Source organism: Neobacillus rhizophilus (assembly GCF_018343535.1).
Taxonomy (GTDB): Bacteria; Bacillota; Bacilli; order Bacillales; family Cytobacillaceae; genus Neobacillus; species Neobacillus rhizophilus.
On the sequence record NZ_JAGYPF010000005.1, the window covers coordinates 40,184 to 66,240 of the forward strand.

28 protein-coding genes and 1 other annotated feature (1 of these 29 cut by a window edge) are annotated in these 26,057 nt (G+C 40.8%); of the genes, 18 read left to right on the forward strand and 10 right to left on the reverse strand.

What is annotated here, in order from left to right:
- Positions 1-123 (forward strand) — a binding site (T-box leader) (it extends 98 nt beyond the left edge of the window).
- Positions 124-164: 41 nt separating this feature from the next.
- Positions 165-2,582, forward strand: a complete 2,418-nt coding sequence (gene leuS, locus KHA99_RS23065; protein WP_213119846.1) for a leucine--tRNA ligase — start codon at positions 165-167, stop codon at positions 2,580-2,582.
- Positions 2,583-2,633: 51 nt separating this feature from the next.
- A complete protein-coding gene (locus KHA99_RS23070; protein WP_213120635.1) occupies positions 2,634-2,939 on the forward strand; it encodes a rhodanese-like domain-containing protein in 306 nt (101 codons plus the stop codon).
- Positions 2,940-2,965: 26 nt separating this feature from the next.
- Here KHA99_RS23070 and KHA99_RS23075 read toward each other — a convergent pair whose 3' ends face one another.
- On the reverse strand, positions 2,966-3,490 hold the full coding sequence (locus tag KHA99_RS23075; RefSeq protein ID WP_213119847.1) for a ferric reductase-like transmembrane domain-containing protein: 525 nt from the start codon (positions 3,488-3,490) through the stop codon (positions 2,966-2,968).
- Between the two features lie 210 nt (positions 3,491-3,700).
- Between KHA99_RS23075 and KHA99_RS23080 the strand changes: the two genes are divergently transcribed.
- Complete coding sequence (locus KHA99_RS23080; protein WP_213119848.1) at positions 3,701-3,886, forward strand: sporulation protein Cse60; 186 nt, start codon at positions 3,701-3,703, stop codon at positions 3,884-3,886.
- A 21-nt stretch (positions 3,887-3,907) separates the two neighbouring features.
- Here KHA99_RS23080 and KHA99_RS23085 read toward each other — a convergent pair whose 3' ends face one another.
- Positions 3,908-5,170 carry a BaiN/RdsA family NAD(P)/FAD-dependent oxidoreductase gene (locus KHA99_RS23085; protein ID WP_213119849.1) on the reverse strand — a complete coding sequence of 421 codons (1,263 nt, stop codon included), beginning with the start codon at positions 5,168-5,170 and terminating at the stop codon, positions 3,908-3,910.
- A gap of 205 nt (positions 5,171-5,375) precedes the next feature.
- Here KHA99_RS23085 and KHA99_RS23090 point away from each other — a divergent pair, with 205 nt between their 5' ends.
- The 5 genes from KHA99_RS23090 to KHA99_RS23110 all read left to right on the forward strand — a co-directional run bounded on the left by KHA99_RS23090 (position 5,376) and on the right by KHA99_RS23110 (position 9,629).
- Positions 5,376-7,007 carry a putative polysaccharide biosynthesis protein gene (locus KHA99_RS23090; RefSeq protein WP_213119850.1) on the forward strand — a complete coding sequence of 544 codons (1,632 nt, stop codon included), beginning with the start codon at positions 5,376-5,378 and terminating at the stop codon, positions 7,005-7,007.
- Entirely contained in the window at positions 6,997-7,716 is a 720-nt protein-coding gene (locus KHA99_RS23095; RefSeq protein WP_213119851.1) for a pseudouridine synthase, read from the forward strand. Before KHA99_RS23090 ends, KHA99_RS23095 begins: the two co-directional genes overlap by 11 nt.
- Positions 7,717-7,826: 110 nt before the next feature.
- Positions 7,827-8,309 (forward strand): sigma-70 family RNA polymerase sigma factor, encoded by a 483-nt coding sequence (locus KHA99_RS23100; RefSeq protein ID WP_213119852.1) that lies wholly within the window; start codon positions 7,827-7,829, stop codon positions 8,307-8,309.
- Between the two features lie 4 nt (positions 8,310-8,313).
- On the forward strand, positions 8,314-9,336 hold the full coding sequence (locus KHA99_RS23105; protein ID WP_213119853.1) for an anti-sigma factor: 1,023 nt from the start codon (positions 8,314-8,316) through the stop codon (positions 9,334-9,336).
- Complete coding sequence (locus KHA99_RS23110; RefSeq protein WP_213119854.1) at positions 9,321-9,629, forward strand: hypothetical protein; 309 nt, start codon at positions 9,321-9,323, stop codon at positions 9,627-9,629. Before KHA99_RS23105 ends, KHA99_RS23110 begins: the two co-directional genes overlap by 16 nt.
- Before the next feature lie 44 nt (positions 9,630-9,673).
- Here KHA99_RS23110 and KHA99_RS23115 read toward each other — a convergent pair whose 3' ends face one another.
- Entirely contained in the window at positions 9,674-10,108 is a 435-nt protein-coding gene (locus tag KHA99_RS23115) for a Dps family protein (protein ID WP_213119855.1), read from the reverse strand.
- A 92-nt stretch (positions 10,109-10,200) separates the two neighbouring features.
- Complete coding sequence (locus KHA99_RS23120; protein ID WP_213119856.1) at positions 10,201-11,454, reverse strand: TolB family protein; 1,254 nt, start codon at positions 11,452-11,454, stop codon at positions 10,201-10,203.
- Positions 11,455-11,644: 190 nt separating this feature from the next.
- Here KHA99_RS23120 and speD point away from each other — a divergent pair, with 190 nt between their 5' ends.
- Complete coding sequence (gene speD, locus KHA99_RS23125) at positions 11,645-12,451, forward strand: adenosylmethionine decarboxylase (RefSeq protein WP_213119857.1); 807 nt, start codon at positions 11,645-11,647, stop codon at positions 12,449-12,451.
- Between the two features lie 398 nt (positions 12,452-12,849).
- Entirely contained in the window at positions 12,850-12,972 is a 123-nt protein-coding gene (locus tag KHA99_RS31275; RefSeq protein WP_261363826.1) for a hypothetical protein, read from the forward strand.
- Positions 12,973-13,135: 163 nt separating this feature from the next.
- On the opposite strand, the gene KHA99_RS23130 is transcribed toward KHA99_RS31275, so the two are convergent.
- Positions 13,136-13,888, reverse strand: a complete 753-nt coding sequence (locus KHA99_RS23130) for an AAA family ATPase (RefSeq protein WP_213119858.1) — start codon at positions 13,886-13,888, stop codon at positions 13,136-13,138.
- A 105-nt stretch (positions 13,889-13,993) separates the two neighbouring features.
- On the opposite strand from KHA99_RS23130, the gene KHA99_RS23135 reads away from it, so the two are divergent.
- Positions 13,994-14,431, forward strand: a complete 438-nt coding sequence (locus tag KHA99_RS23135) for a DUF2935 domain-containing protein (RefSeq protein ID WP_213119859.1) — start codon at positions 13,994-13,996, stop codon at positions 14,429-14,431.
- 62 nt (positions 14,432-14,493) lie between these two features.
- On the opposite strand, the gene KHA99_RS23140 is transcribed toward KHA99_RS23135, so the two are convergent.
- Together KHA99_RS23140 and KHA99_RS23145 are read right to left on the reverse strand one after the other, a co-directional pair.
- Complete coding sequence (locus KHA99_RS23140) at positions 14,494-15,864, reverse strand: amino acid permease (RefSeq protein ID WP_213119860.1); 1,371 nt, start codon at positions 15,862-15,864, stop codon at positions 14,494-14,496.
- A gap of 220 nt (positions 15,865-16,084) precedes the next feature.
- Positions 16,085-16,306, reverse strand: a complete 222-nt coding sequence (locus KHA99_RS23145) for a DeoR family transcriptional regulator (RefSeq protein ID WP_173058944.1) — start codon at positions 16,304-16,306, stop codon at positions 16,085-16,087.
- 456 nt (positions 16,307-16,762) lie between these two features.
- Here KHA99_RS23145 and dat point away from each other — a divergent pair, with 456 nt between their 5' ends.
- Positions 16,763-17,617: a D-amino-acid transaminase gene (dat, locus tag KHA99_RS23150; protein WP_213119861.1), complete on the forward strand. Its 855-nt coding sequence runs from the start codon at positions 16,763-16,765 to the stop codon at positions 17,615-17,617.
- Between the two features lie 220 nt (positions 17,618-17,837).
- Here the strand turns inward: dat and cysK are convergent, their stop codons facing one another.
- The gene (cysK, locus tag KHA99_RS23155; RefSeq protein WP_307852145.1) at positions 17,838-18,767 is read right to left on the reverse strand and encodes a cysteine synthase A; all 930 of its coding nucleotides are present in this window, start codon (positions 18,765-18,767) and stop codon (positions 17,838-17,840) included.
- 147 nt (positions 18,768-18,914) lie between these two features.
- On the opposite strand from cysK, the gene thpR reads away from it, so the two are divergent.
- From thpR to KHA99_RS23175, 4 genes are all read left to right on the forward strand, one after another.
- A complete protein-coding gene (gene thpR / locus KHA99_RS23160; protein ID WP_213119862.1) occupies positions 18,915-19,484 on the forward strand; it encodes an RNA 2',3'-cyclic phosphodiesterase in 570 nt (189 codons plus the stop codon).
- 17 nt (positions 19,485-19,501) lie between these two features.
- Positions 19,502-20,485 (forward strand): diacylglycerol/lipid kinase family protein, encoded by a 984-nt coding sequence (locus KHA99_RS23165; protein ID WP_213119863.1) that lies wholly within the window; start codon positions 19,502-19,504, stop codon positions 20,483-20,485.
- Complete coding sequence (pulA, locus tag KHA99_RS23170) at positions 20,472-22,607, forward strand: type I pullulanase (RefSeq protein ID WP_213119864.1); 2,136 nt, start codon at positions 20,472-20,474, stop codon at positions 22,605-22,607. Before KHA99_RS23165 ends, pulA begins: the two co-directional genes overlap by 14 nt.
- Positions 22,608-22,799: 192 nt before the next feature.
- Positions 22,800-23,573, forward strand: a complete 774-nt coding sequence (locus tag KHA99_RS23175; protein WP_213119865.1) for a phosphotransferase family protein — start codon at positions 22,800-22,802, stop codon at positions 23,571-23,573.
- Here the strand turns inward: KHA99_RS23175 and KHA99_RS23180 are convergent.
- A complete protein-coding gene (locus KHA99_RS23180) occupies positions 23,570-23,848 on the reverse strand; it encodes a YtzH-like family protein (RefSeq protein ID WP_213119866.1) in 279 nt (92 codons plus the stop codon). The two genes, KHA99_RS23175 and KHA99_RS23180, sit on opposite strands and share 4 nt — an antisense overlap.
- 156 nt (positions 23,849-24,004) lie before the next feature.
- Here KHA99_RS23180 and trmB point away from each other — a divergent pair, with 156 nt between their 5' ends.
- Positions 24,005-24,664 carry a tRNA (guanosine(46)-N7)-methyltransferase TrmB gene (gene trmB, locus KHA99_RS23185; RefSeq protein ID WP_213119867.1) on the forward strand — a complete coding sequence of 220 codons (660 nt, stop codon included), beginning with the start codon at positions 24,005-24,007 and terminating at the stop codon, positions 24,662-24,664.
- Between the two features lie 72 nt (positions 24,665-24,736).
- The gene (locus KHA99_RS23190) at positions 24,737-25,576 is read left to right on the forward strand and encodes a YtnP family quorum-quenching lactonase (protein ID WP_213119868.1); all 840 of its coding nucleotides are present in this window, start codon (positions 24,737-24,739) and stop codon (positions 25,574-25,576) included.
- A gap of 46 nt (positions 25,577-25,622) precedes the next feature.
- On the opposite strand, the gene KHA99_RS23195 is transcribed toward KHA99_RS23190, so the two are convergent.
- Complete coding sequence (locus tag KHA99_RS23195) at positions 25,623-25,952, reverse strand: PepSY domain-containing protein (RefSeq protein WP_213119869.1); 330 nt, start codon at positions 25,950-25,952, stop codon at positions 25,623-25,625.
- Between the last annotated feature and the right edge of the window lie 105 nt (positions 25,953-26,057).

The window sequence follows — 26,057 nt, forward strand, 5'->3', positions numbered from 1 at the left end:
AGTTGCAGGCATGAATGAAAAGTAATGTTTGCCGTTTTCCGCGTTAAGGATTAATGAAGCGAGTGCATTGCACTAATGTGGGTGGTACCGCGGGAAGATACATACAGTCCTCTCGTCCCTGTTGGGGATGAGAGGTTTTTTATTTTTTAAGGAGGATTACAGATATGAGTTTCGATCATCAACAAATCGAAAAGAAGTGGCAAAAAAAATGGGAAGAAGAAAAAACATTTAAAACAAGCGAAGATCCGGGAAAACGGAAATTCTACGCTTTAGATATGTTCCCATATCCGTCAGGGGCCGGACTGCATGTGGGGCACCCGGAAGGTTATACTGCAACGGATATTCTTTCACGGATGAAACGGATGCAGGGCTATAATGTCCTTCACCCAATGGGCTGGGATGCATTCGGGCTGCCTGCTGAGCAATACGCTCTAGATACAGGCAATGACCCGGCCGAATTTACTGCGAAAAACATTGACACATTTCGCAGACAAATTAAGTCTCTTGGTTTTTCTTATGACTGGGACCGCGAAGTCAATACTACAGACCCTGAGTACTATAAATGGACACAATGGATTTTCTTGAAGCTATGGGAAAAAGGTCTTGCCTATGTTGATGAAGTACCGGTCAACTGGTGTCCGGCACTTGGAACTGTTTTAGCCAACGAAGAAGTCATTGATGGAAAAAGTGAACGCGGCGGCCATCCGGTTGAGCGCCGTCCAATGAGACAGTGGATTTTAAAAATTACTGCTTATGCAGACCGTCTGCTTGAAGACCTTGAAGAACTTGACTGGCCAGAAAGCTTAAAAGAAATGCAACGCAACTGGATTGGCCGTTCCGAGGGTGCAGAGGTTACGTTCCAAATCGATGGACATAATGAAACTTTCACGGTATTTACTACCCGTCCTGATACACTATTTGGTGCAACTTATGCGGTGCTTGCTCCTGAGCATGCTTTAGTTGATAAGATTACAACAGCTGAACAGCGGGCTGCTGTTGAAGCTTATTTAGATAAAGTAAAATCAAAGAGTGACCTTGAGCGTACCGACCTTGCGAAGGAAAAAACAGGGGTATTCACTGGAGCCTACGCAATCAATCCTACAAATGGTGAGAAAATGCCAATCTGGATTGCCGATTATGTATTAGTCAGCTACGGTACCGGTGCGATTATGGCTGTTCCTGCGCACGACGAACGAGACTATGAATTTGCGAAAAAATTCGACCTGCCAATTAAAGAAGTTGTTGCTGGCGGCGATGTTGAAAAAGAGGCTTATACAGGTGATGGAGATCACGTCAATTCCGACTTTTTAAATGGTTTGAACAAAGTAGATGCGATTAAAAAGATGATTTCCTGGCTTGAGGAAAAGGGAATCGGCACGAAAAAGGTAACCTTCCGTCTACGCGATTGGTTGTTTAGCCGCCAGCGTTATTGGGGTGAACCGATTCCAATTATTCAATGGGAAGACGGCACCATGACAGCCGTACCGGATGAAGAGCTTCCATTAATGCTGCCAAAAACAACCGAAATCAGACCGTCCGGAACAGGTGAATCGCCGCTTGCTAATATTGAGGATTGGGTAAATGTAGTTGACCCAGTCACAGGCAAAAAGGGCCGCCGTGAAACCAACACGATGCCGCAGTGGGCTGGCAGCTGCTGGTACTTCTTGCGCTATATTGATCCAGACAATAAGGAAGCTTTGGCTTCACCGGAAAAATTAAAGCAATGGCTTCCAGTTGATATTTACATCGGCGGTGCCGAGCATGCCGTACTTCACTTGCTGTACGCACGCTTCTGGCACAAGTTCTTGTATGATATCGGCGTAGTGTCAACCAAGGAACCATTCCAAAAGCTGTTTAATCAAGGAATGATTCTTGGTGAAAATAATGAAAAAATGAGTAAATCCAAAGGGAACGTCGTCAATCCGGATGACATCGTCAATACCCACGGTGCAGATACGCTTCGCCTATACGAGATGTTTATGGGACCGCTTGATGCTTCAATCGCTTGGTCCACAAACGGTTTGGATGGATCCCGCCGCTTCCTTGATCGAATCTGGCGTTTGCTGGTGGAGGAAAACGGTGAGTTGAATCCGAAAATTCAGCCAAACGAAGAGGCATCCAGCCTTGAAAAAGTCTACCATCAAACAGTGAAGAAAGTGACCGAGGATTACGAAGGATTACGCTTTAACACCGCAATCTCTCAGATGATGGTATTCATTAACGAAGCGTATAAAGCAACTGTTCTGCCAAAGCATTTCATCGAAGGCCTCGTCAAGCTTCTTTCACCAGTGGCACCGCATATTGCTGAGGAACTTTGGGAAAAATTAGGTCATACTAATACAATTTCCTATGAAGCATGGCCTGCATATGATGAAGCGAAGTTAGTGGATAACGAAGTTGAAATCGTGATTCAGGTTAACGGTAAAGTAAAAGCAAAACTGTTAGTTCCAACTGATGCCAGCAAGGAAGCTCTTGAAGGTATCGCAATGGATGATGACCGCGTAAAGGAACAGATTGAAGGAAAAACCGTCCGCAAGGTTATCACGGTACCAGGAAAACTTGTGAACATTGTCGCTAACTAATATTATAGGAGGCTGTCCTTGGGGCAGCCTCTTTTGAAGGGGATGGATAAGATGGAAGAAATCAAAACGATCACTACTGAGGAATTGAAAAAGAAGCTTGAAGCAGGAGAAAAGCCTGAAATGGTGGATGTCAGGGAAGACCACGAGGTTGCTATGGGCATGATTCCAGGTGCCAAGCATATCAAAATGGGCGATATCCCGGCACATCTCGATTATTTTGATAAAGACAAAGAATATATATTTATCTGCCGTTCCAGTGGTCGAAGTGGAAATGTTTGCCATTACCTGCACGAGCAAGGATATAAGGTCCGCAACATGGTGGGCGGCATGCTTGAGTGGACGGGTGAAACAGAATAACCGATTCCTTTTTGGAATCGGTTTTTTTATGAATATGGAGCGTCAAGTTCCTTTTTATCTTTTAATAGCAAAATCCCAAAAACCATAAACGGAAGAAGGTTTACAGCTGCTACAATAACCCCTTGAAAATCGGAACCCATTATGAGTCCATGCATGGTTGTAAAAATATACAGAATCGGGTTTAAAGCATGTACTTTCCGGAAAGCTTGATAGCCGATTGCTTTCCGGGCTTTTGATGTTACTATGGTTAAAATCAAGAAGTAGAGGGCAAGTATGCCTAGTGCCATTGGGATTGGCTGATAGTCTGTTTGAAATGGAATCGGCACTTCGAACCACTGAAATGACATATACTTATCAATAAGTGTAATGACGACATGTCCTAAAGTAAGGATAAAAGCCCAGTTCGACAACGATCCATGCCAGATTAAAGGTACAGCAATTTTTTGCTTTCGTTTTTTCTGTACTTGTGTGTAAAGACCGATCATGACAGATAAGTAAAGCAATACATAGGCAATAGTTCCTGTCGTACGTATTAGGTACCACTCAAACATTTCATTCCTGCTACTAATGCTAAACTCCCAAGCTAACTCCCCAGGAGATCTTTTGTTTTTTATCCATGTGAATCGCTCCTTTCTGAAGTAACCTACAAAAAGAAGTGTATAGGCTTAACCTTAACTTCATCTTAATTTTTGGTCGGGAGTTAATTTTTAAAATTTTGAAAAAATGGTCATAATGATAGAAAAAAAGAAAGGGAGAGTCCAATGATTCAGGTAAAGCTGTTTGACCGTGAACATGAGAAGGATTTGGAGAAGGAAATGAATCGCTTTTTAAGGGGATTGGATGAAAAAAGTCTCTTGGATATTAAATATAATGTCGCTGCTTTCCAGGAAGAAGAAGAAGAGGATCAAATTTATTGTTTTTCGGCGATGATTATTTATCGGGCCTGACATGAAGAATCAGGCCCATTTTTATTTGGCGCAAAGGGCTGCATTGGTCCCGGCCAGTCTTCCAGTAACAAGTGCAGAAGTAATATTGTATCCACCCGTATATCCGTGGATATCAAGGATTTCTCCGCAAAAATATAAACCATTCATAAGCTTGGAACCCATCGTTTTTGGGTCTATTTCTTTGACAGAGACACCGCCGCCTGTAACGAATGCCTTTTCGATTGAGAGCGTTCCATTCACTTTAAATTCGAACTGCTTGCAGCTCTTGGCGAAACTGCGAATTTTTTCGTGAGCAATCGTTCCGCCCTGCGCCGAAGTATCAATCTCGTTTTGTTCGAGCAGAAATAACAGGTACCGTTCGGGTAATAATCCTTTTAACGTATTTTTGATGCTTTTTTTCGGTTCGGCTTTTACAAGCTTCATAATCTCTTGAAAAATCTCTTCCTCGTTGCGGTCAGGGACAGCATCGAGACTCACTGTTACCTGGGTTAAATTCCACTTTTTCATCGCCTTGACAATAAACTGGCTGCAGCGAAGAACGGCCGGCCCACTGATGCCAAAATGGGTAAAAATCATGTCCATTCGGTGGGAAATTAAGGGTTTACCTTTTGGGTTTAAAACACTTAATTCAATATCCCGCAATGACAAACCTTGGAGGGTTTTATTTTTAATAAAAGGCTCAGCAGAAGTTACTGGCACTTCGGTTGGGAATAAATCTGTAATGGTATGGCCGGCTTTCTCTGCCCAGGAATAGCCATCCCCGGTTGACCCTGTATGGGGAACCGATTTGCCTCCAACTGCAATTACAACCGATTTCGCGGTAATCGTTTGTCCGTCCCTTAACAAGACTCCTGCGGTTTGTCCGTTTTCATATAGGACCTCGGCGACAGCGCAGTTTTTAAATATTTTGACCTGTAATTTTTCTAATTGAGTTAACAGTGCATCGACGACTGACTGGGCTTTGTCTGTTACCGGGAACATCCGCCCATGGTCTTCTTCCTTTAAGACAATTCCCAATCCTTCGAAGAAGCGGATGATATCTTCATTATTAAAAATCGAAAAAGCACTATATAAAAACTTGCCGTTTCCTGGAATATGCTTAATGATTTCTTCAACGGGCAGGCGATTCGTGACATTGCAGCGCCCGCCGCCGGAAATGGCAAGCTTTCGGCCAAGTTTGTCCCCTTTATCAATTAACAATACTTTTGCGCCTTTTTCACCTGCAGCGATGGCTGCCATGAGTCCTGATGGCCCGCCGCCTATGACTATACAATCAAATTCCATATATACACCAACTTAAAATATATTCACTTCATTATAAGCATATCATAAGGAAAATAAACGACTTTTCACAAATTTGCTTTGGTTGTGAGTAGCATCGAAGGAGAAGAAGTTGTAAACTATCAATAGTGTGCAAAAAACGTCGAATTTTTTTTTGCCTACATTTAAAAAATATGTGCTCGTATTTCTGCAAGCAGGAAGGGATTCTATGCAATCTAAGCTATTAAGAGGAACCTTTATATTAACGGTTGGAACAATTCTGTCAAAAATTCTCGGACTTATTTATGTTATTCCATTCTTTCAAATAGTTGGCCGGGAAGGGACAGTTCTTTACCAATTTTCGTATGTCCCATATACCATTTTTATTAGTATTGCAACGGCCGGAGTTCCGCTGGCTGTTTCTAAATTTATTTCCAAATATAATGCACTCGAAGAGTATGCGGTTGGCAGGAAGCTGTTTAAATCCGGATTGGTTATAATGCTGACTACCGGTATTGTTGCTTTTTTAATCATGTATCTTGCCGCGCCAATGTTGGCAGAAATGAGTATTGGCGATGAAAAAGCGGATTTAGAAAATGTGACGACCGTCATGCGCGCCGTCAGCTTCGCTTTAATTGTCGTTCCGTTCATGAGTCTGATCAGAGGATACTTTCAGGGACATCAGTCAATGGGACCGTCGGCTCTTTCACAAGTTGTCGAGCAAATTGTCAGGATTACCTTTACGCTTTTGGGGGCCTATATCGTCCTTCAAGTTTTTCATGGAAAAATGGTTACCGCCGTCAGTGTTGCAACTTTTGCTGCCTTTACCGGGGCAATCGGCGGCTTACTTGTTTTATTCTGGTATTGGTATAAGAGAAAGCCCTACTTAGACGAGCTTCTTACCCATGATAAAGGAACAATGGACATCTCCATTAAGGAAATCTATAAGGAAATTTTTATTTCTGCCTTCCCGTTCGTTTTGGTGGGGATTGCCAATCCTTTATTCCAGGCGATCGATCAATTTACTTTTACCCAAGCCATGGAAGCGATTGGGAAAAAGAAAGTGGCAGAAGCATATTTTTCTATTTTGAATTTTGAATCGCATAAAATCGTCATTATCCCTGTTTCTTTGGCAACAGGCTTTTCCTTGGCGCTTGTCCCAAGCATCACAAAGGCATTTGTGGAGGGGAATGGAAAAAGTTTAAATCATCAGTTGAACCAAACCTTTCAAGTGCTTTTGTTTTTGACGTTGCCGGCAGCAATCGGGCTTTCCTTGCTGGCTGAGCCTGTCTATACGGCGTTTTATGAACATAATTTATTGGGCGCGGGAGTTTTAAGCACATATGCGCCCGTTGCGATATTGTTTTCGCTTTACTCTGTAACAGCCGCAATCCTGCAAGGAATCAATGAACAGCGTTTTACGATATTGAGTTTGCTTGTCGGCTTATTAATCAAATTAACCTTAAATATACCACTGATTGAGCTGATGGAAATAAAAGGGGCGGTGTTGGCAACAACGCTTGGCTACTCAGCCTCCATAATCATTAATATCATTGTCATTAAGAAATTTGCCAAATATCCTTTCCGGCTGGTTTGGCGGAGAAGCTTATTGATTGCCATTTTTGCCGGACTGATGTGGGTTGGCACCGAAGTTGTTTATCGAGTTTTATTGTTATTTTTATCACCAGAATCAAAGGTTCAATCTGTGGCCATTATTTTAATAAGTGCAGCCGTTGGCGCTGGTATTTATTTTTACCTTGGATTAAAATCGGGTCTGGCCCGCCGCTTATTTGGAAATAGAGTAGACCGTCTACTATCCAAATTAAAATTATTTGGAAGGAGAAAAGCTGTTGAGAATTGATAAAATGCTCGCCAATCTTGGCTTTGGCAGCCGTAAGGAAGTCAAACAGCTTCTGAAAAATGGCGCAGTTAAAGTAGATGATGTTGTCATCAAGGATGCCAAGCAGCATGTGGATCCAAATACACAAACCGTGACATTAAACGGTGAAGTGATTGAATACAAAGAATTTATCTATTTAATGATGAACAAGCCTCCAGGAGTTATATCTGCAACTGAGGATAACGCTGATGAGACAGTGATTGACTTGTTGGAACTTGAGGATCAGGTGTATGAACCGTTTCCTGTCGGCCGCCTCGACAAGGACACGGAGGGCTTGCTGTTGATTACGAATGACGGTCAATTGGCACACCGGCTATTGTCTCCGAAAAAGCATGTTCCGAAAACTTATTTTGCGGTAATTGATCGTGAGGTAACAGAGGACGATGTGAAGGCCTTCGCAAAAGGTGTGGTCCTAGATGATGGATATTTGACCAAGCCAGGCGAACTGAAAATCATAAAATCCGGTATCCGCTCAGACATCGAGTTGACGATTACCGAAGGGAAGTTTCACCAAGTGAAAAGAATGTTCGAAGCTGTGGGCAAAAGAGTCGTTTATTTACAGCGCATTTCAATGGGACCCTTGCAACTTGATGAAACACTTGAACTCGGAGAATACCGGGAACTGACGGATGAAGAAGTAGAATTATTAAAAAGTTATCAGGTGACATGAAGCAGCTCAATTTGGGCTGCTTTTATTTTTTGTTTGGAAATTAAAAAATTTTCCAAAACTGCAACCTTTTGCTATCGTTAAACGTGGTTATGGTGAAAGGGGGAACAAAGTTGGAGTTAGATCAAGTATACCGCGACAATGTAAATGATTTATACAGATATCTTTACTCCCTTTCAAAGGATCATTTTATCGCTGAGGATTTGGTTCAAGAATCCTTTTACCGGGCCTATTTACATCTAGAGGACTATGAAATCTCGAATATCCGCGCGTGGCTGTTTAAGGTCGCCTACCATGCCTTCATTGATTTGCTAAGGAAAAATAAACGGTTTGTCATTCAGGAACCTAAGGAGGAGCGGCATTCATCTAAAGAAACGCCGGAAAAAAGATTGCTGGAAAAAGAGAGTTTTCAATTATTGATTAATGATATTCACTCATTAAAGGAACAGGAAAAGCATGTTCTGCTGCTATGCGATTTACACCAGCTTTCTTACAGTGAGGCGGCAGAAATTTTGGAAATGAACTTAAATACACTGAAAAGCCATTTACATAGGGGACGGAAAAAAGTTATGGAAAAAGTGAAAGAAAGGAAGTAGTTAGATGAGCGAAGATAAGAATCAATTTGAAGATGATTATCAAAAACTTCTAAACGAAACACTGAATGAAGTAAGTGAAATACAATCTTATTCTAAAAAAAGTCAAACTGAAATTGTGACAATCGGAAAAAATATGGCACGAAGAACAAATATTATGATTAGCCTTGCCATTCTATTACTAATCGTTCCTATCATGACTTTAACAACCTATTTGTATTATGCAATCGGCGGCCGTGCTGATCACCTAATTGATGTGGTCACAAAAACGATATATGTTACTGAACCTAATATGGGTTTGGAGAAATTAAAGCTGGAAGACGAAGTTGGCTTTTTTTCAATGAATATCACTTTTGATGTTTTTAAACGAATCGGCAAAGAGGATTATCGGGCGGGAAACTATAAACTTGATTTTTTTCTAGACCATCCTAATTTTCCAAAGAAGAATATGCTTTTAGACCGTCCACTGCCTGAAATTCCTGACAAGGAAACCGAAGTGTTGTTTCACCCGAAAGCCTCCATTCCATTTAATCAAACAGATCAATGGGACATTTTAAATAAGCTGCCGGACGGAACAGTTGCTGAAGTCTATGTGTCATTAAACGAATTAATGAAGCCGGATGTGTTACAAAAGCAATTGCCAAAAAATATGGAGCTTCGTTGGCTGGCTGTTGATACGGGAATGGAAGCTGCCCAGGTAGATAAAGGAGGGGTGCCAATTACGCCGCTCGGCTACCCAGCACAGTATGATCCAACCATATGGTCTCCATTTAGATCCTATGACCAAACAAATGAAGAAGTGTTCTTGGACATTTTATCACTGCTCGAGAAAAATCAACCGGTTGCTGAAAAAGTGGCTCGTGCCAAATCATTAGCCCTTAAAAGTCGGCTGGCCTATATTAAAAAACAAGGTATAAATGTTTATGGAGCTGTTATCACTGGCCCAACAGAAGAATTAAGAAAACTGCAAAACATAAAGGAAATTCGCGCGTTGAAAGTGGGGGAAGTGAAACTATGGAACTGGGAGTAAAGAAAAAAAGGGGGGATAGACGACTCCCCACCATATCAGGATTTCTTTCTTTTTTGGTTGCACTTATATCATTGGCCGGTTTAAATGTGGCTCTGTTAATAAAAGAAAAAGTATTCCCTGGAGTCTTTATTATTCAGCTGCCGATTGTGGGATTTTTTCTTGGAGTCATTGGTCTATTTACATTAAAAAGATCGAGATTGTATGCCATCTGGGGACTTTCCCTTAACATCTTTCTGCTCATTTTTACATTATTGATGATTATTTCATCGCTGGGAATAAATTATAAACCTTGATAGAAAGAGGACAAAGCAATTATGCCTTGTCCTCTTTTTATTGATTATGCACCTAAATAGGCTTTTAACATCCAGTTATGTTTCTCAAGTTTACCTTTCAGACCTAGGAACATATCGCTGGTTACTTCGTCATTTTTTTGTTCAGCAGTTTCCATTCCATCTTGAAGTTCATCAATGATTTGTGTGAAGTCCTTTACAATTGATTGAACCATTTCTTCAGCATTTAAAGTTTCGGTTGTTTCCTTGATTGTTGCCAATTCCAAGTATTCTTTCAAAGTTGAAACGGGGCTGCCCCCGATGGCTAGTAATTGCTCGGCAAATTCATCAATGGTTGCTGCTGCTTCTTCATATAATTCCTCAAATTTAGCATGCAATGTAAAGAAGTCATGCCCTTTTACATACCAGTGAAAACGATGAAGCTTTGTATATAATACATTCCAGTTTGCGATTTGTTGGTTAAGAACTTTCTCCAGTGTCATTTAGCATTCCTCCTGTTTTTCTATCTGTTTTAATTATAACATATTTAATATTATAATCAATACTAAATTATAATTATTATAAATAAGGTTTTCTATTCGAAAAAAGCATAGCCCCCGACGTTTTTAATCCATACCTTGGCGTTGTTGCCATCAGGGTCTGAAATCCATAAATCTCTTGTTGTCATGGCTATATCTTGATAACGCAGCCAAGTTAGTTTACCAGCTGTCGGAAGATATATTGGATCGTAATCTCCATAGTCCTTTGGCGGATAGGTAATTTGTTTCTGTGATGAATCACCGATTTTTATAATGAATAACGAGGGATCAGGCCGCTGATTTGGATTATTTGACCATTCGCTTTCTTTTACCCTTGATACATAGAGAGAATGATCATCCTTCCAAGTGAAGCCTAATTCTGCAAAATGGGCTGGTGTCAGGCTGGTGGTTTGAAAGGCAGGCAGGTCTGTGACCTTCATATCTTTGTTCTTAAAGCCGGAGACAATTCTCCCGCCTCCCGCAATATATCCAATCCGATTTTGTAGAAACGCCCATTTTGGTGTCCCCACTTCCCAAATAATTTCGTCTAAAACTTCGAACGTTTGCCCATCGGACGAGATAACACAAACCAAATTGCTATCCATTGACCAAGAGGCAGTAGGGCTGACCACAAAGGAAATCCATTTTCCATCAGGAGAAAATTTGAAATCGGTAGCATCAATTGCTAACAAACTGACGTCCCCTTTTTTCAATTCACTGGGAATGGTGTAAAACTTGTTCACATTTTTAGTGAGGCTGGTGATTTTGTCTAAATTCCTTTCAAGCCCAATCTTATAGAGAACAGGGTTGGTCCATCCATCAGGCCTTAGGGAAGCCCCTGAGCTTGTGATGAAGGACCGTCCATCCGGAAACCAATTGTAGTCTCCCACACCTAGGGCAATATTATAAAAAGATTCAAGATTCGAGACATTTAAGACACCGCCGCTTTTAAAAGCAACAAGGTTTTCCACTGGGGACCATTTCGGATTAGTGCCATCTAGAGTTATTCTCTTATGTTTTTTCGTTTCAATATTGTATACCCAAATCTCCGTCTGGAATTCTACATTAGGACTAAGTTTCTCTTTAGGTTCCACTTGATACACAATCCATTTGCCATCATGAGACCATTGGGGCGGATATGGATATTTTGCCGGCTCTTTTGTAATTTTCTCTTCCTTTCCATCTATCTTTGTCCAGAGAAAACCATCCCTTACAAATGCAACCTTCACCTTGTTGCTTATTGGTTCTGCTCTCGCAAGGTTCGGCATTAGTATTAGGAATATCAATACAATCAAAAACCTTTTTTTCATTTCTTCACCTCATTGTCAATCCTTCAATTATTTTCCTCCGAAATTTGAAAAAAATTAGGGTTTTCTTCAAAATAATAAAACAGTGGCAACACTTTGCACCTGTTTCTAATTGATAATTCCCATAAAAATGAGGATTAATGGGTAAATTAATATTATTTATAAGCGAAAAAGGTCTTTAGGGGGAAGTGAAATGAAATTAACACATCAACAACGCATCGAATTACACGGCTTTAATAATTTGACGAAATCATTAAGTTTTAATATGTATGATATTTGTTATACGAGAACAAGAGAAGAGAGGGAAGCATATTTAAAATATATCGATGAGCAATACAGTGCCGAGCGGTTAACTGGGATATTAAAGGATGTAGCAGACATTATAGGAGCACATGTATTAAACATCGCGAGTCAGGATTTCGAGCCTGCGGGAGCAAGTGTCACGATCTTAGTATCGGAAGGCCCGGTTGAAAATGCGCCGTCTGAAATCTTTGAGGAATCACCTGGTCCGTTGATGGAATCTGTAGTCCTCCAATTAGATAAAAGTCATATTACGGTTCATACATACCCTGAATATCATCCTGACGAGGGAATCAGCACATTTCGAGCAGACATAGATGTTTCTACATGCGGAGAGATTTCGCCTCTTAAGGCGCTCCATTATTTAATCCGTTCCTTTGAAACGGACGTGATGACAATCGATTACCGTGTTCGAGGCTTTACGCGTGATAAGGATGGATATAAGCTGTTCATTGATCATGAAATTAGCTCCATCCAAAATTATATTCCTGAGGACGTCGGCGAAATGTTTGATATGATTGACGTGAATGTCTATCAAGAGAACATTTTTCACACCAAATGTAAGCTGAGGGAATTTGACCTTAATCATTATTTATTTGGCTATACAAAAGATAGATTGTCACCTGATGAGGTTATAGAAATTACGGAGCGAATTAAGTTTGAAATGGACGAGATTTTTTATGGGAAAAATATTATTTAAAACTGGAAAAAACAGTCACGTGGAAGGGAGCTACGTGCCCGAAACGGCGGTTGAACTAGAAAAATGGTCACGTAGAAAGGAGCTACGTACCCGAAACGGCGGTTGAACTAGAAAAACGGTCACGTAGAAGGGAGCTACGTGCCCGAAACGGCGGTTGAACTAGAAAAACGGTCACGTAGAAGGGAGCTACGTGCCCGAAACGGCGGTTGAACTAGAAAAATGGTCACGTAGAAAGGAGCTACGTGCCCGAAACGGCGGTTGAACTAGAAAAACGGTCACGTAGAAGGGAGCTACGTGCCCGAAACGGCGGTTGAACTAGAAAAACGGTCACGTAGAAGGGGGCTACGTGACCGAAATTGCGGTTGAACTAGAAAAACGGTCACGTAGAAGGGAGCTACGTGCCCGAAACGGCGGTTGAACTAGAAAACGGTCACGTAGAAGGGAGCTACGTGACCGAAATTGCGGTTGAACTAGAAAAACGGTCACGTAGAAGGGAGCTACGTGCCCGAAACGGCGGTTGAACTAGAAAACGGTCACGTAGAAGGGAGCTACGTGACCGAAATGGCGAGTGAACTGGAAAAACGGTCACGTAGAAAGCAGTCTACGTGACCGAAATGGTAGTGAATTAGAAAAACGGTCACATAGAAGAGGTACGAAACACGGTAAAAGCGAAAAATTTGAAATTTATTTATTTAATAAATGATGCAGCATCCTATTTTTATCCTCAAAAAACTGCTTCATAATCCGGTAATGGTTTGTGTTCTCAAGTCGGCTTTCTGTAATTCCTTCTTCAGTGAACTCGAAAATTTTAGCATCAGGGTATGCCATGATAATTGGTGAATGGGTCGCAATAATAAACTGGGAGTGTTCATTCACCAAATCATGAATCCTTGTCAGCATTGACATTTGCCTCAGGGGTGATAGAGCTGCCTCCGGCTCGTCCAAAATATAGATTCCATTGCCGCGAAAACGATGAAGGAACGTGGCAAAAAAAGCCTCACCATGAGACTGTTCATGCAGAGAAATACCCCCGAAAGAGTCAATCACCCGCCCACCAAGGATTTCACGGTCCATCTCTTCAATATTAGAAGCCACATTATAAAAGCTTTCCGCTCTTAGGAAAAAACCATCCCGCGGTTTTTCTGCGCCTTTAATAACTTTAAGATAATCCCCAAGTTCTGAATGGGAGTCATAGGTGGAAAAATTAAAATTGAAGGAACCGCCTTCCGGATTAAAGCCAAGTGCGACCGCAACGGCCTCTAATAATGTGGATTTACCCATGCCGTTTTCCCCGACAAGAAAAGTAACCTTTGGATGAAAAAATAGTTCATGCCAATTTTTTATGCACGACAGATTAAAAGGGTACCGATTGGATGAGGGTAATTCCTTTCTCATTAATCGAACGCTTCTGAGATATTGACTACCAATTAAACTCATATTTATAACCTCAAAATGACTTTTTCTCATTTTACCATTTTCGTACCAGGAATGTGCGAATAATTTAAAAGCCCATCCCATAGATTGTCAGGGGAGGGGATGTCAATGCAATTTTACTACGGGCAGCAAATGCCGTTAAGAATTTTAGACGAGGCGGAATTTTGGAAGCATCAGGAGGAAGAACATACCGTTGTTATCCGCGAGTTGGTGAGGGGGCTCGAGCCTGAGTTTATGGATGCGTTGAAAAAATGGGAGGCAGCATTAGCTGAAACCCATCAGCAGGTTGTCCGCTACATTGAAACAGTCATTCGTTCAGGTGCCAATGTGACCAATGAATTGCACCAGCATGTCATCCAGCTGGTATCGTACTGCCTGCAGGAGAGCCTGTCCTTTATCAGGCTGTGTGAACAAATCAAAAACGAAAGTGCCGCCGTCAGCGGCAATCCTACCGCGAAGGTGGTCTTAGTCCATATTATCAGAGAATCGGAATACTTTACCGGGATTGCCCAGGCTTTACTTTATAATACTCAAAACGCAACTTAATCATATAAAGAAAAAGGCAGCCCCAATTGAGTCATCATTCAACGACCTTTTGGGGCTGCCTTTTAAAATGTGCTAGATGGCTTTATGTTTAGATTAGTTCCTTTGTTTTGTGTAAAAAATGAAAGGATAACCAATACTCCAACAGTAATTACACAAACACTTGATCCAATTAAATTGTTAGGGTTAAGCAAAAATATAATAAAAATGGTACTTAGAGAAATAACAGCGAAAATGGTAGTGTATGGGAACCATTTTACTAGAAATCTCGGTTTTTCGTTATAATATGGACGGAGCTTTAGTTGCGCAAGGCAAATACTAATCCAAATTAACATGATTGTAAATCCGGGAATGGTCATTAGATAACTGATGACCTGGCTGGGTGTTAAATACGCAAGATAAACCCCCGCTGCAATAAAAGCACTTGTAATGGAGATCCCTGCAATAGGAATTCCGTTTGCGGATGTCCTGGCTAGTCCTTTCGGTGCTACACCACTTTGGGCCATTGAAAACAGTGTCCTTGAAGTTGCATAAATGCCAGAATTGGCAGCAGACAAAACGGCTGTTAACAAAACAAAATTCATGATATGGGCCGCACCCGGCAGTCCGGCGCTGCTGAATACTTGAACGAAGGGGCTGTCTTCCCCGGTAACACTATTCCAAGGCATAATCCCGCAAATAATAAGGATTGGAAAAATGTAAAAAATTATTACACGGAAAATGGCACCTTTAATAATTTGCGGCAGAACACGTTCGCTGTCCTTCGTTTCTGTAACGGCAACTCCAATTAGCTCTGCGCCTCCATATGAAAACATAACAACTAAAAAGGCGCTCATTATCCCGCCAATACCATTTGGAATAAATCCTCCGTTTGCTGTATAATTTGCTAACGGTTCATGTACCGTGCTTGGAATAAACCCAAATATCAGCAACGCTCCTAATATAATAAATGCTACTAAGGCAAGGATTTTGATTCCGGCAAACCAAAATTCAAGTTCACCATAATATTTTACTTGAAAAAGATTGATCCCGACTATTACCGCTGCGCATATAAAACTTAGTAGCCATAGTGGGGCAGCCGGAAACCAAAATTGCAAGAAGCTTCCTGCTGCCAGCAATTCAACTATGGTCACAAGAATCCAGTTAATCCAATAAAGCCAGCCGACAATAAATGAAAAGCGGAATCCAAAGGCTTTATGGACAAGATGCTGGACATTGTGATTGGGATTTGCCAGCGCCATTTCCCCCAAAGCCGCCATAACGATAAATAATAGCAGACCGCCAATTAAATAGGTGATCACAACACTCGGCCCGGCAATATGCAACGTATCAGAGCTTCCTTTAAAAATACCCGTTCCAATCATTCCTGCTAATGCCATAAACTGTACATGCCTCGGCAGCAGCCCTTTTTTTAAATCCTGTTGACTTTTTTTCACAATAATCCGACCTACTTTTTCTTTTTTACTTAAACGCTTTTAAGTGTTAAAGTATTTTATACTAATATATCATTTTTTCTCATTTTGTCAAAATAAAATTATTCTAGTAGAGTAATTTTAGTGCGAATTCTAGACCGAAAGTGATGAAAAAATAAAACAGCACAAGGGTATTTTTTCCCCTGTGCTGTTTTTATGATCATATAGAATTTTAGTTGATAATTTAAGATGACATCTTCACTTTCTTTTCTGTTGTTGTCCATTTTCCGCGGCTTGGGCTGATTACCAAGTCATTGTAGGCTAAGACATTTAAATCTCGTTGTATGGTGCGAGGAGTGATACCAAATTCCTCTACAAGTTCCTGCGTTGTTACAGTGCCGTTATTGCGGATAAACATGTAGATACATTTGATGCGGTTTAACATCCGGTTAGTTGAAGGTTTCAAAGAACCACTCCCTATCCTTTTTTCAAACCTATGGCTTAATCCCTCTACCGACAGCCTCTTTGAAGAAGATTCTTCAACATATGTAGTTTTCTTTTCCGCGCAGACATCTCCTTTTTTGGAATCATTGAAGTGGTACTTAGATGTCATACATCTAACCATATTGTACCCATAATTTCAGAAAATTTCTACCACAATAGTAAAGTTTACGTAAAAATGCATACAAGGTTTCAAATTTTTAAGATTTTCTGCCTCCTTTTTTATTTTCATACTATAAGTTATGGGTATACATGTTTAGATTATGATAATTTTTTGAATTTTTAGTAAAAACACCTCAAGAAAAAAGGTAAATAGGATGTCCGTGACTTCGTTTTTTACGAAAATATTGGTAAGATATTTTCAGGAAGAATAATTAGGAATGAAAACATTAGTAAAATAGTATAAAAAGGAGTATTGGATATGACTTATACAATTTTAAATGGTACGCTGATAGACCGGTCAGAAGCTAAGGTCGACATTGAAGACCGCGGCTATCAATTTGGCGATGGAGTATATGAGGTCATTCGCGTCTATAACGGAAAAATGTTTACCATTAAGGAGCACTTGGCACGCTTCGAAAAAAGTTCAGAAAGTATTGGCATAACGCTCCCATACTCTACAGAACAATTATCAGAAATGCTGGAGGAATTGGTTGGAAAGAATAGGCTGCATACCGGCATCGTTTATATGCAGGTTACTAGGGGTGTGGCACCTCGTAATCATTCTTTTCCGGCAAAAGAAGTGGTACCGGCCCTGACTGCATATACGAAGGAGCTTCCAAGGCCGGCTGAGAATTTGAAAAATGGTGTGAAAACGATACTTACAGAGGATATCCGCTGGCTTCGCTGTGACATAAAAAGCTTAAATTTACTTGGCAGTATCCTTGCCAAACAACAGGCCGCTGAGAAGGGCTGCTTTGAGGCAATCCTGCATCGTGGACAGGATGTGACTGAAGGAAGCTCTACTAATATTTTTATTGTGAAAAATGGCGTGATTATCACGCATCAATCGGATAATTTGATTTTAAAAGGGATTACCAAGGACGTTGTTTTACAGGTCTGTGCTGCCAACAATATCTCGGTTAAGGAACAGACATTTACGCTGGATGAATTGGCTGCTGCTGATGAAGTGTTCTTATCAAGTACAACAGGTGAGGTTATGCCAATCATTGAAGTGGCGGGTAAAAAGGTTGGAAACGGGGTTCCCGGCCCGTTAACGAGCAGATTACAGGATTTATTTACTCAAGAAATTGAAAAACAATGCGGTGAGTTATAAGGGAAAGACGTGGAAATAGGGTCCACGTCTTTTTAAATTAGAGAAAAATCTGCTTTCGAGAATAAATTTGATTTATCCGAGAGTAAATCAGCATTATGCGAGAGTAAAATCGACTTATACGAGCGTAAAACCGGCTTCCGAGAGTAAATCAGGCTTATGCGAGAGTAAACCCGTCTCATCCGATAGTAAACCGGGTTGTCCAATCATGAGGCCGTAGGGATTAAAACTGAAACAAGTCACTCGATAAATACCGTTCTCCTGTATCACATGCGATGCAGATAACGATTTCATCAGGAGTTAAACGCTTGGCAACCTGTAGAGCGGCAAAGCAGGCTCCGCCTGATGACGGGCCGACGAGTATTCCTTCCTCCGTCGCTAATCTCCGCGCAATATCGTAGGCATCTTCATCGCTAATTTGATGAATTTCATCATAAACATCTTGATTCAGAATCTCCGGAATAAATCCTGGACTTGTTCCGACAAGCTTGTGTTTTCCTGGTTTGCCCCCTGATAAAACAGGCGAACCCTTTGGTTCGACGACGTGAACGGTTATACTAGCAAAATGCTCCTTTAACACTTCACCAGTCCCGGTAATCGTACCACCTGTTCCTGCTGTTGCAACAAACGCACCAAGCGGCTTGCCAATTTCTTTAACAGCATTGACAATCTCCAAAGCCGTGGAAGTCCGATGTGCATTGGGATTTGCTTCATTCTCAAACTGCATCGGAATAAAACTGTTTGGTATTTCAGCGGCAAGCTCTTGCGCCTTCCTGATGGCACCTTGCATTTTTTCATCTCCTGGGGTAAGCACAACCTCAGCCCCGTAAGCTTTTAAGATATTAATGCGTTCCTGGGTCATAGTATCAGGCATGATAATAATGGCTTTATATCCGCGTGCCGCTGCATTCATGGCCAGCCCAATTCCTGTGTTGCCGCTTGTCGGCTCAATGATTGTTGCACCCGGAGTTAACTTTCCTGCCTTCTCTGCTTCTGCAATCATATTGAAAGCAGCTCGGTCCTTTACACTTTTACTTGGATTAAAATACTCCAGCTTCAAATAAACTGAGGCCCCGTCTCTAGGAGCAATCCGATTGAGTTTGACTAATGGTGTTTCTCCAATTAAATCTGCAATATTATTGACAACTTTCACTATAGGGACCATCCTTTCCTTTACTTCTAATTTCTATAATAAATAAAAATAATTTCAATGTAAAAAATATCGGATAATCTTTGTTGCAAAATAGATATAATGAGAAGAAAAAATACTAAAATGGAAATAAAGGAATGAAAAAAGCCAGTGGAATATCAAACTCACTTTTTCTATGCTATAAGGATTCCTGAAGAAACGAAAGGAATTCTGAAAAATCACATAGAACAATTAAGGACAGCGCTTCCTTTCCAGCGTTGGGTGCACCATCTGGACATGCACATCACAATGGCGTTTCTTGGGTCTGCTCCAGCTGACAAGCTTGAAGCTTCCGTAAACAATGTCAAATCAGCCATAAAATCTGAACAAGCATTTACGCTTAAAATTAATGACCTGGGGATATTCGGTGCGAAAGATTCCCCGCGAGTGTTTTGGGCGGACACAGAAGAAAGCCCCGAGCTGCAAGCCCTTCGAAATAAAGTATTCCAAGCATGTGAGGAAGCTGGATTTGCGCTTGAAAAAAGGCCGTTTCGCCCACATATCACAATGGCAAGAAAATGGCGTGGAGACGTTCCCTTCCAAAAAGAGCAGCTCACAATTTGGAAAGAGCTTCAGCCCGAACCACTCCCTTTTCTAGCTGGAGAAGTGGTGTTATATCAAACCCATCTCAACCAAACACCGAAATATGAAGCCATTAAACTTTTTCCTTTACAAACATAAAAAAAGGTTGGTTATATATGAAAGAATTATACTTTGTGATAAATCCTAAAGCCGGCAATGGCCATTGTTATAAAATTTGGCGTAAAATTGAGCTGAAGTTGAAGTCAGAGGAAATTTCTTATTTGGCTTTTTTTACGGAGTATTCTGGACATGCTAGAAAACTGGCTGCGCAAATTGCGGCCAAGAATAACCATTCTAAAATGGTCGTTGCCGTCGGAGGTGACGGGACACTTCATGAAGTGTTGAATGGAATCATTAACCATCCAACTATTACGTTGGGATTTATACCCGGCGGATCGGGAAATGATTTTTCTAGAGGATTTCAAATTCCAGCGGACCCAGCTGCCGCCCTAAAAGTGATGCTCCGTCTGATGAAAAGCGATGCTCCATTGATGGATGCCGGGAAAATTACGATGCAGGACAAGTCCGAGCAATATTTTATTAATAATATGGGGGCTGGATTTGATGCATTAATTGCATATCAGGTCAATCATTCGCGGGTAAAAGCCCTGCTAAACAAATTTTCTTTGGGCCGTCTGGTTTATGTTTATTTTCTTCTGAAAGAACTATTTTGTTATAAAACTTCTACAATTGATTTATCAATTGACGGCAAAGAGCATAAATTTAAACAAACATGGTTTGTGACTGTCTCCAACCAGCCCTACTATGGGGGCGGAATGAAAATTGCACCTGCAGCTGAACCACAGGATGGTTTACTTGATATTACAGTGGTTCATGAGTTATCAAGATTGAAGCTTTTAATTGTTTTTATCAGTGTTTTTTGGGGGAAGCATATTTATTTCAAAGAGGTAAAATCATTTCAAGGAAGAGCAATAACAATTCGTTCAGATGTGGAACTCTATGTTCATGGGGACGGGGAGCATGTTGGACATATTCCATTAAAGGCAGAGATTATTCCGAAAGCGTTACAAGTGTTAACGCGAATGCGCTATAAGGACGAAGTTGATTTGAAAGAGAGGGACTCGAATGGAATCCATTAAAAGGATCTTTCAGGCCTACTTGGATGAAATGACCATTATTACGATACTTCTTCCCCTTTCCTACCGCAATGGCCAGTCATCTTCATTTTCTTTAATCTGCGGTGCGGAAAAGAGTCCTTTGAACATCATCGATAAAATCCCTATTGAAAATTATCTGAAATACACTTGCCGGTTAGCTAATGAGACTTGTTTTGGCAAAGAATATGTGATTGCTGATGACCATGGCGGCAGGACGGACCTTCAAATAGGGGCAGTTATTCGGACAGAAGCTTTTGATAATAAGTTTTATTATGAAGGAAATGACTTGGGGGTTACGTATCAACGTGATAGGTCCCAAATTAAATTATGGGCTCCGACTGCCACGCAAGTGAAATTAAAATTACGCCACCCCGCCACCCAGTATGCGGAAATTATAAAAATGAAGCTTGGGGACCGAGGCGTATGGTGTTTAGATATTAATCGCGACTTGGAATTGTATCAATATAGCTTCTTGGTACAGGTTAACAAAACATGGCGGGAAGCAGTGGATCCGTATGCCAAGGCGGTATCAGCCAATGGGGAGCATGGAGTTATTGTTAGTATAGAGAAAACAGGGCGGCCAAAGGTAGAGGTGCCGCCGATGACCAGTCCTGTTGAGACAATCATTTATGAAGCCCATATCCGTGACTTTACGATACACCCTCAAAGTGGTGCGAAAAATAAAGGACTATATCTTGGTGCTGGTGAACTAAATACCAAAGGGGTGGATGGAGAATCCACAGGACTATCCTATGTAAAGGAATTGGGCATTACCCATCTTGAACTCCTTCCTTTCCACGATTTCGCAGGAGTTGATGAATGGAATCCAGACAAAGAGTATAACTGGGGTTATAACCCGCTCCATTTTAATGCTCCGGAAGGCAGCTATTCCACCAATCCCTCTGACCCGTATTCTCGGATATCCGAATTAAAAGATTTAATTGACCAAATTCACCGAATTGGCCTCAGGGTCATTATGGATGTTGTTTATAATCATGTCTATATTCGTGAAGAATCCTCTTTTGAAAAAATTGTTCCCGGCTACTACTTCCGGCACAACGAAATCGGCCTTCCTGCCAATGGAACAGGTGTGGGAAATGACATTGCCTCAGAGAGGAAAATGGTGCGGAAATTTATTGTTGACTCCATCCGCTACTGGCTGAAGGAATATCATGTTGACGGTTTCCGCTTTGATTTAATGGGAATTTTGGACATTGAAACGATGAACGAGGTTAGGAAAGTATGTGACAGCTATGCAAATGGCATTATCATCCTCGGTGAGGGATGGAACTTAAATACCCCGCTTCCTTTTCAGAAAAAGGCAATTATCCCAAATCAGGCAAAGCTGCCCGAAATTGCGCAGTTCAATGACCAGTTTCGCGATACCATCAAGGGGAGTACCTTTAATATATTGGATAAAGGATATGCTTTAGGGAATAAACAATATCTTGAAGCGGCCTTTGAAATGATTACTGGAAGTATTGGATTTAGGGCCAAAGGGGCAGGAATCTTTAATGAACCAGTCCAATCTGTCAATTATGTGGAATGCCATGATAATCATACCCTATGGGATAAGCTACAATCTTGTCTGCCGGATGTCGATGATGCTGTAAGAATGAGGTATCATCGTCTTGCCACAGGGATCGTTCTTCTCGCGCAGGGAATTCCTTTCCTTCACAGCGGTCAGGAATTTTTTCGAACAAAACAAGGTGATGGTAACAGTTACCGATCTCCAGATACCATAAACCAACTGGATTGGAATCGCAAAAGTCAATTTAAAGAAAATGTAGATTATATAAAAGGGCTTATTCAAATCAGAAAAGAATACCCTTGTTTCCGGTTAAGAACAGCAGCAGAAATTCGCAATCAAGTAAGCAGGTTGCCACTTCCATCGCCGATTTTGGGATGCTCTTTTCAACAGGGAGATTCTGTTGTTATTGTAATCACAAATCCTTCATTATCTTCTCATAAGGTTAGTATTCTAAACGGGGAATGGAGCGTTTTAGCCGACAGAGATACTGCCGGTATTATAGCAAAAAAAGTTTTTCAAGGCGGAGAAATTCAGGTAGAACCTATATCGTTAAATGTTTTAGTAAAAAAATAGTTTTCCAGGATTACTTGACGAAAAATAGCAATAGGAGATAAAATTTATTAAGATGGCTATTGTATGCTATTAATCAATAGCTTTTTTTTATTAATAAAACAATTCGTAAAACCTTCGCACGTCTTGGTTTTACTTCTGATTTAGATGAGGGCCCCATCCTCAAAGAACGGCATAAGTTGAAGGTGAACAGTTTTGGAACATATATTAGGACAAGAGTGGGAAATTATTCCTGCCGGCGGGGCCACCGGAGAGGCCTTTTATGCGAGGCATGAGGACCAACGGCTTTTTTTGAAGCGAAATTCGTCTCCATTCCTTGCAGTACTTTCGGCAGAGGGAATTGTCCCAAAGCTTGTTTGGACAAAACGATTGGAAAATGGAGATGTCATTACAGCCCAGCAATGGCTTGAAGGCAGGGAACTGAAATCAACGGAAATGAATCAAGAGGTTGTTGCTAAGCTTCTTAAGAAAATTCATCGTTCTGAGCCCATGCTTGGAATGCTGAGCAGACTGGAAAAATCACCATTGCAGCCTGAAACGATCTTTCAATCGGTGGTCTCTGGACTGGATGAAAAACTATTAATCCTTCCGGAAGTTCAAGAAACACTCAGCTTTTTAAAAAAAGAAGCGAAAAACGTTCATTGTGAGGAAAAGGTCGTTTGCCACGGTGACGTCAATCATAATAACTGGCTTTGGACAGATGACAATCAGTTGTACCTCATTGATTGGGATGGGGCGATGATTGCGGACCCTGCCATTGACTTAGGAATGCTCCTTTATTGGTACATTCCTGAAGAAAATTGGCAGGATTGGCTGAAAATGTACGGGGAAAACTTAACCGACGATTTGAAACTTAGAATGCAATGGTATGTGGCATTGCAGACCTTATCTTCTATCCAATTTAATAAAAATAAACATCGTATGGATGAGATGAATAAGTGGATTCAATTCTTAAGGGACATACTTTAAGAAAATTGCCCAATATCATCTACCCATTGTGACAGGTTTTCTTGATGGGCTGTAATATGCCCGTCTAAATCTGCGGTTTGCGCTCCTGTCTGGCTGTAATGGTAAACTTCCTGTAAGATAGATTTGACATTTTGATCAACCTGATTGTTTACCATTAAGGATTTGATTAATCGTTCCAATTGTTCACATTCCGCAACGGACCCGCAGCAATCTGTTTGATGATTGCTTAATATATCTTTGAGCAAGGTTACTTGGTCATGATGACTTAATGGCATAAAAAGCACACCCTTTCAAGTGGGAATGAAAAAAGAATTCACAGTTAGGTTGTGAATTCTTTTTTTATTTATTCACCAGCATCACGGTTTTACTTGCAAGACAAAAATGAGCATGCTATGTATTAAACGATAATATTTTTTAGGAGTGGCAAATAAATGAGACTCAGAAATAAACCTTGGGCAAAGGATAAAATAGATCAGTATCCGCAATATGCAGTCCCAAATCCGGAATTAAACAAAGGGAAATGGGATGAAGTGTTTGAAAATAACAACCCTCTTCATATAGAAGTTGGCACTGGCAAAGGGCGGTTCATAACTGAAATGGCCAAGGCCCATCCCGATATTAATTATATTGGAATTGAACTATATGATAGTGTGATTGTGGCGGCTTTGGATCGTTTGATTGAAGCGGAATTACCCAATGTAAAGCTTCTTAATATCAATGCTGCAGAATTGGATAAATATTTTGCCAAGAATGATGTGGACCGGGTTTATTTAAATTTTTCAGATCCGTGGCCCAAGACTCGTCATGAAAAAAGAAGATTAACCTACAAGGAATTTCTTAAATCTTATGAGAATATTCTCGTCGATGGCGGGGAAATTCATTTCAAAACGGACAATCAAGGTCTGTTTGAGTATTCCTTAATGAGTTTTTCTGAATATGGATTGTTATTAAAGTTCCTTAGCCTTGACCTTCACAAAAGTGATTTTGAAGGAAATATCATGACCGAGTATGAACAGAAATTTTCCGAAAAAGGCAATCGAATTTATCGCTGTGAAGTGAAATATCAGAATGATACTGAGGGGCAGTCTTAAAAAGGGTGTCCTCTTTTAATTTTCATACAATTCCGGTAATGGTAAACTATAGAAAAGGGAAGGAGAGGAAACATGCAATCATTGAAAATTGGTAATGTTACTTTGACTTGGGTTTCAGGAGGGGTTACGAATTTGGATGGCGGGGCCATGTTTGGTGTGGTTCCAAAACCGTTGTGGTCAAGAAAATACCCTGCGAATGAGAATAACCAAATTGAATTGCCAACAGATCCAATCTTAATTCAATTTGATGGAAAAAATCTGCTGGTGGAATCTGGACTTGGCAGCGGAAAATTGACTGAAAAGCAATTGAGAAACTTTGGCGTTACGAAGGAATCCGAACTTGACGCCTCTTTAGAAAAAATAGGTCTAACCCCGAAAGACATCGATTATGTGTTAATGACCCATCTTCACTTTGATCATGCTGGCGGATTGACTAAGCTTGTCAACGGGGAGTACGTATCAACATTCCCAAATGCCCAGATTATAGCATCGAAGATAGAATGGGATGAAATGAGACAACCCAATATTCGTTCAAAAAATACATACTGGAAGGAAAATTGGGAGGCGGTACAAACGCAGGTTGTTACCTTTGAGGAGACGTGGAGCTTGGGGCCGATTCAAATGTTTCACACCGGAGGGCACAGCAATGGGCATTCGATCCTTATAATTGAGGATGGAGGCGAAACAGCCATTCACATGGCTGACTTAATGGCTACCCACGCACATCAAAATGCTCTATGGGTAATGGCCTATGATGATTATCCAATGGACTCCATCCGGGCGAAGGAAAAATGGCTTCCATATGCACTCGAGAAAAATGCCTGGTTTACCTTTTACCATGATGCCTTTTATCGGGCTGTTAAATGGGGACCGGATCATAAAATAGCGGAAAGCATTAAAAGGGAAGTTTAATGCTTAATGAAAAATAGCCGTATCATTAAGATGCGGCTATTTTTCATTAAGACACCAAGTTCTCAGATAGCTTGCGGATATCCAAAATCGTTCCGGTTAAGGCATCGGCAATAAATTCATATTGTTCGTTGTTTCCATCATTATTTTTTGAAATACCGCCCTTATAGACCTGATATTGCACCTGATGCTGTTCATAAGGCTCCACTTTCATATGTATCCACGACCCATTGATTGGTCCGTTTTGTTTAAATTGTTCCTTCACATACTCTAACACCTTTTCAGGTGAGACCTTGGTTTTTTGAGAAATAATCTGTTTCGCCGCATATCCCCCAACTATACCAACCGATACTCCGATTAAAAAAGACTTCCAGTTCATCACAAAGCCCCCTTTTCTTCAAAAAAATGCCAGAAATATTTCTCCTTTCAGTATATCGTATTTTAAAATAAGAAGATAATAATACCTATAGAAAAATGAAATATT

What these genes read in the sequence shown, in the direction of transcription:
- leuS (WP_213119846.1), top strand. Translation starts at nt 165, where the DNA reads ATGAGTTTCGATCATCAACAAATCGAAAAGAAGTGGCAAAAAAAATGG.
- KHA99_RS23070 (WP_213120635.1), top strand. Translation starts at nt 2,634, where the DNA reads ATGGAAGAAATCAAAACGATCACTACTGAGGAATTGAAAAAGAAGCTT.
- KHA99_RS23075 (WP_213119847.1), bottom strand. Translation starts at nt 3,490, where the DNA reads ATGTTTGAGTGGTACCTAATACGTACGACAGGAACTATTGCCTATGTA.
- KHA99_RS23080 (WP_213119848.1), top strand. Translation starts at nt 3,701, where the DNA reads ATGATTCAGGTAAAGCTGTTTGACCGTGAACATGAGAAGGATTTGGAG.
- KHA99_RS23085 (WP_213119849.1), bottom strand. Translation starts at nt 5,170, where the DNA reads ATGGAATTTGATTGTATAGTCATAGGCGGCGGGCCATCAGGACTCATG.
- KHA99_RS23090 (WP_213119850.1), top strand. Translation starts at nt 5,376, where the DNA reads ATGCAATCTAAGCTATTAAGAGGAACCTTTATATTAACGGTTGGAACA.
- KHA99_RS23105 (WP_213119853.1), top strand. Translation starts at nt 8,314, where the DNA reads ATGAGCGAAGATAAGAATCAATTTGAAGATGATTATCAAAAACTTCTA.
- KHA99_RS23110 (WP_213119854.1), top strand. Translation starts at nt 9,321, where the DNA reads ATGGAACTGGGAGTAAAGAAAAAAAGGGGGGATAGACGACTCCCCACC.
- KHA99_RS23115 (WP_213119855.1), bottom strand. Translation starts at nt 10,108, where the DNA reads ATGACACTGGAGAAAGTTCTTAACCAACAAATCGCAAACTGGAATGTA.
- KHA99_RS23120 (WP_213119856.1), bottom strand. Translation starts at nt 11,454, where the DNA reads ATGAAAAAAAGGTTTTTGATTGTATTGATATTCCTAATACTAATGCCG.
- speD (WP_213119857.1), top strand. Translation starts at nt 11,645, where the DNA reads ATGAAATTAACACATCAACAACGCATCGAATTACACGGCTTTAATAAT.
- KHA99_RS23130 (WP_213119858.1), bottom strand. Translation starts at nt 13,888, where the DNA reads ATGAGTTTAATTGGTAGTCAATATCTCAGAAGCGTTCGATTAATGAGA.
- KHA99_RS23135 (WP_213119859.1), top strand. Translation starts at nt 13,994, where the DNA reads ATGCAATTTTACTACGGGCAGCAAATGCCGTTAAGAATTTTAGACGAG.
- dat (WP_213119861.1), top strand. Translation starts at nt 16,763, where the DNA reads ATGACTTATACAATTTTAAATGGTACGCTGATAGACCGGTCAGAAGCT.
- KHA99_RS23165 (WP_213119863.1), top strand. Translation starts at nt 19,502, where the DNA reads ATGAAAGAATTATACTTTGTGATAAATCCTAAAGCCGGCAATGGCCAT.
- pulA (WP_213119864.1), top strand. Translation starts at nt 20,472, where the DNA reads ATGGAATCCATTAAAAGGATCTTTCAGGCCTACTTGGATGAAATGACC.
- KHA99_RS23180 (WP_213119866.1), bottom strand. Translation starts at nt 23,848, where the DNA reads ATGCCATTAAGTCATCATGACCAAGTAACCTTGCTCAAAGATATATTA.
- trmB (WP_213119867.1), top strand. Translation starts at nt 24,005, where the DNA reads ATGAGACTCAGAAATAAACCTTGGGCAAAGGATAAAATAGATCAGTAT.
- KHA99_RS23190 (WP_213119868.1), top strand. Translation starts at nt 24,737, where the DNA reads ATGCAATCATTGAAAATTGGTAATGTTACTTTGACTTGGGTTTCAGGA.
- KHA99_RS23195 (WP_213119869.1), bottom strand. Translation starts at nt 25,952, where the DNA reads ATGAACTGGAAGTCTTTTTTAATCGGAGTATCGGTTGGTATAGTTGGG.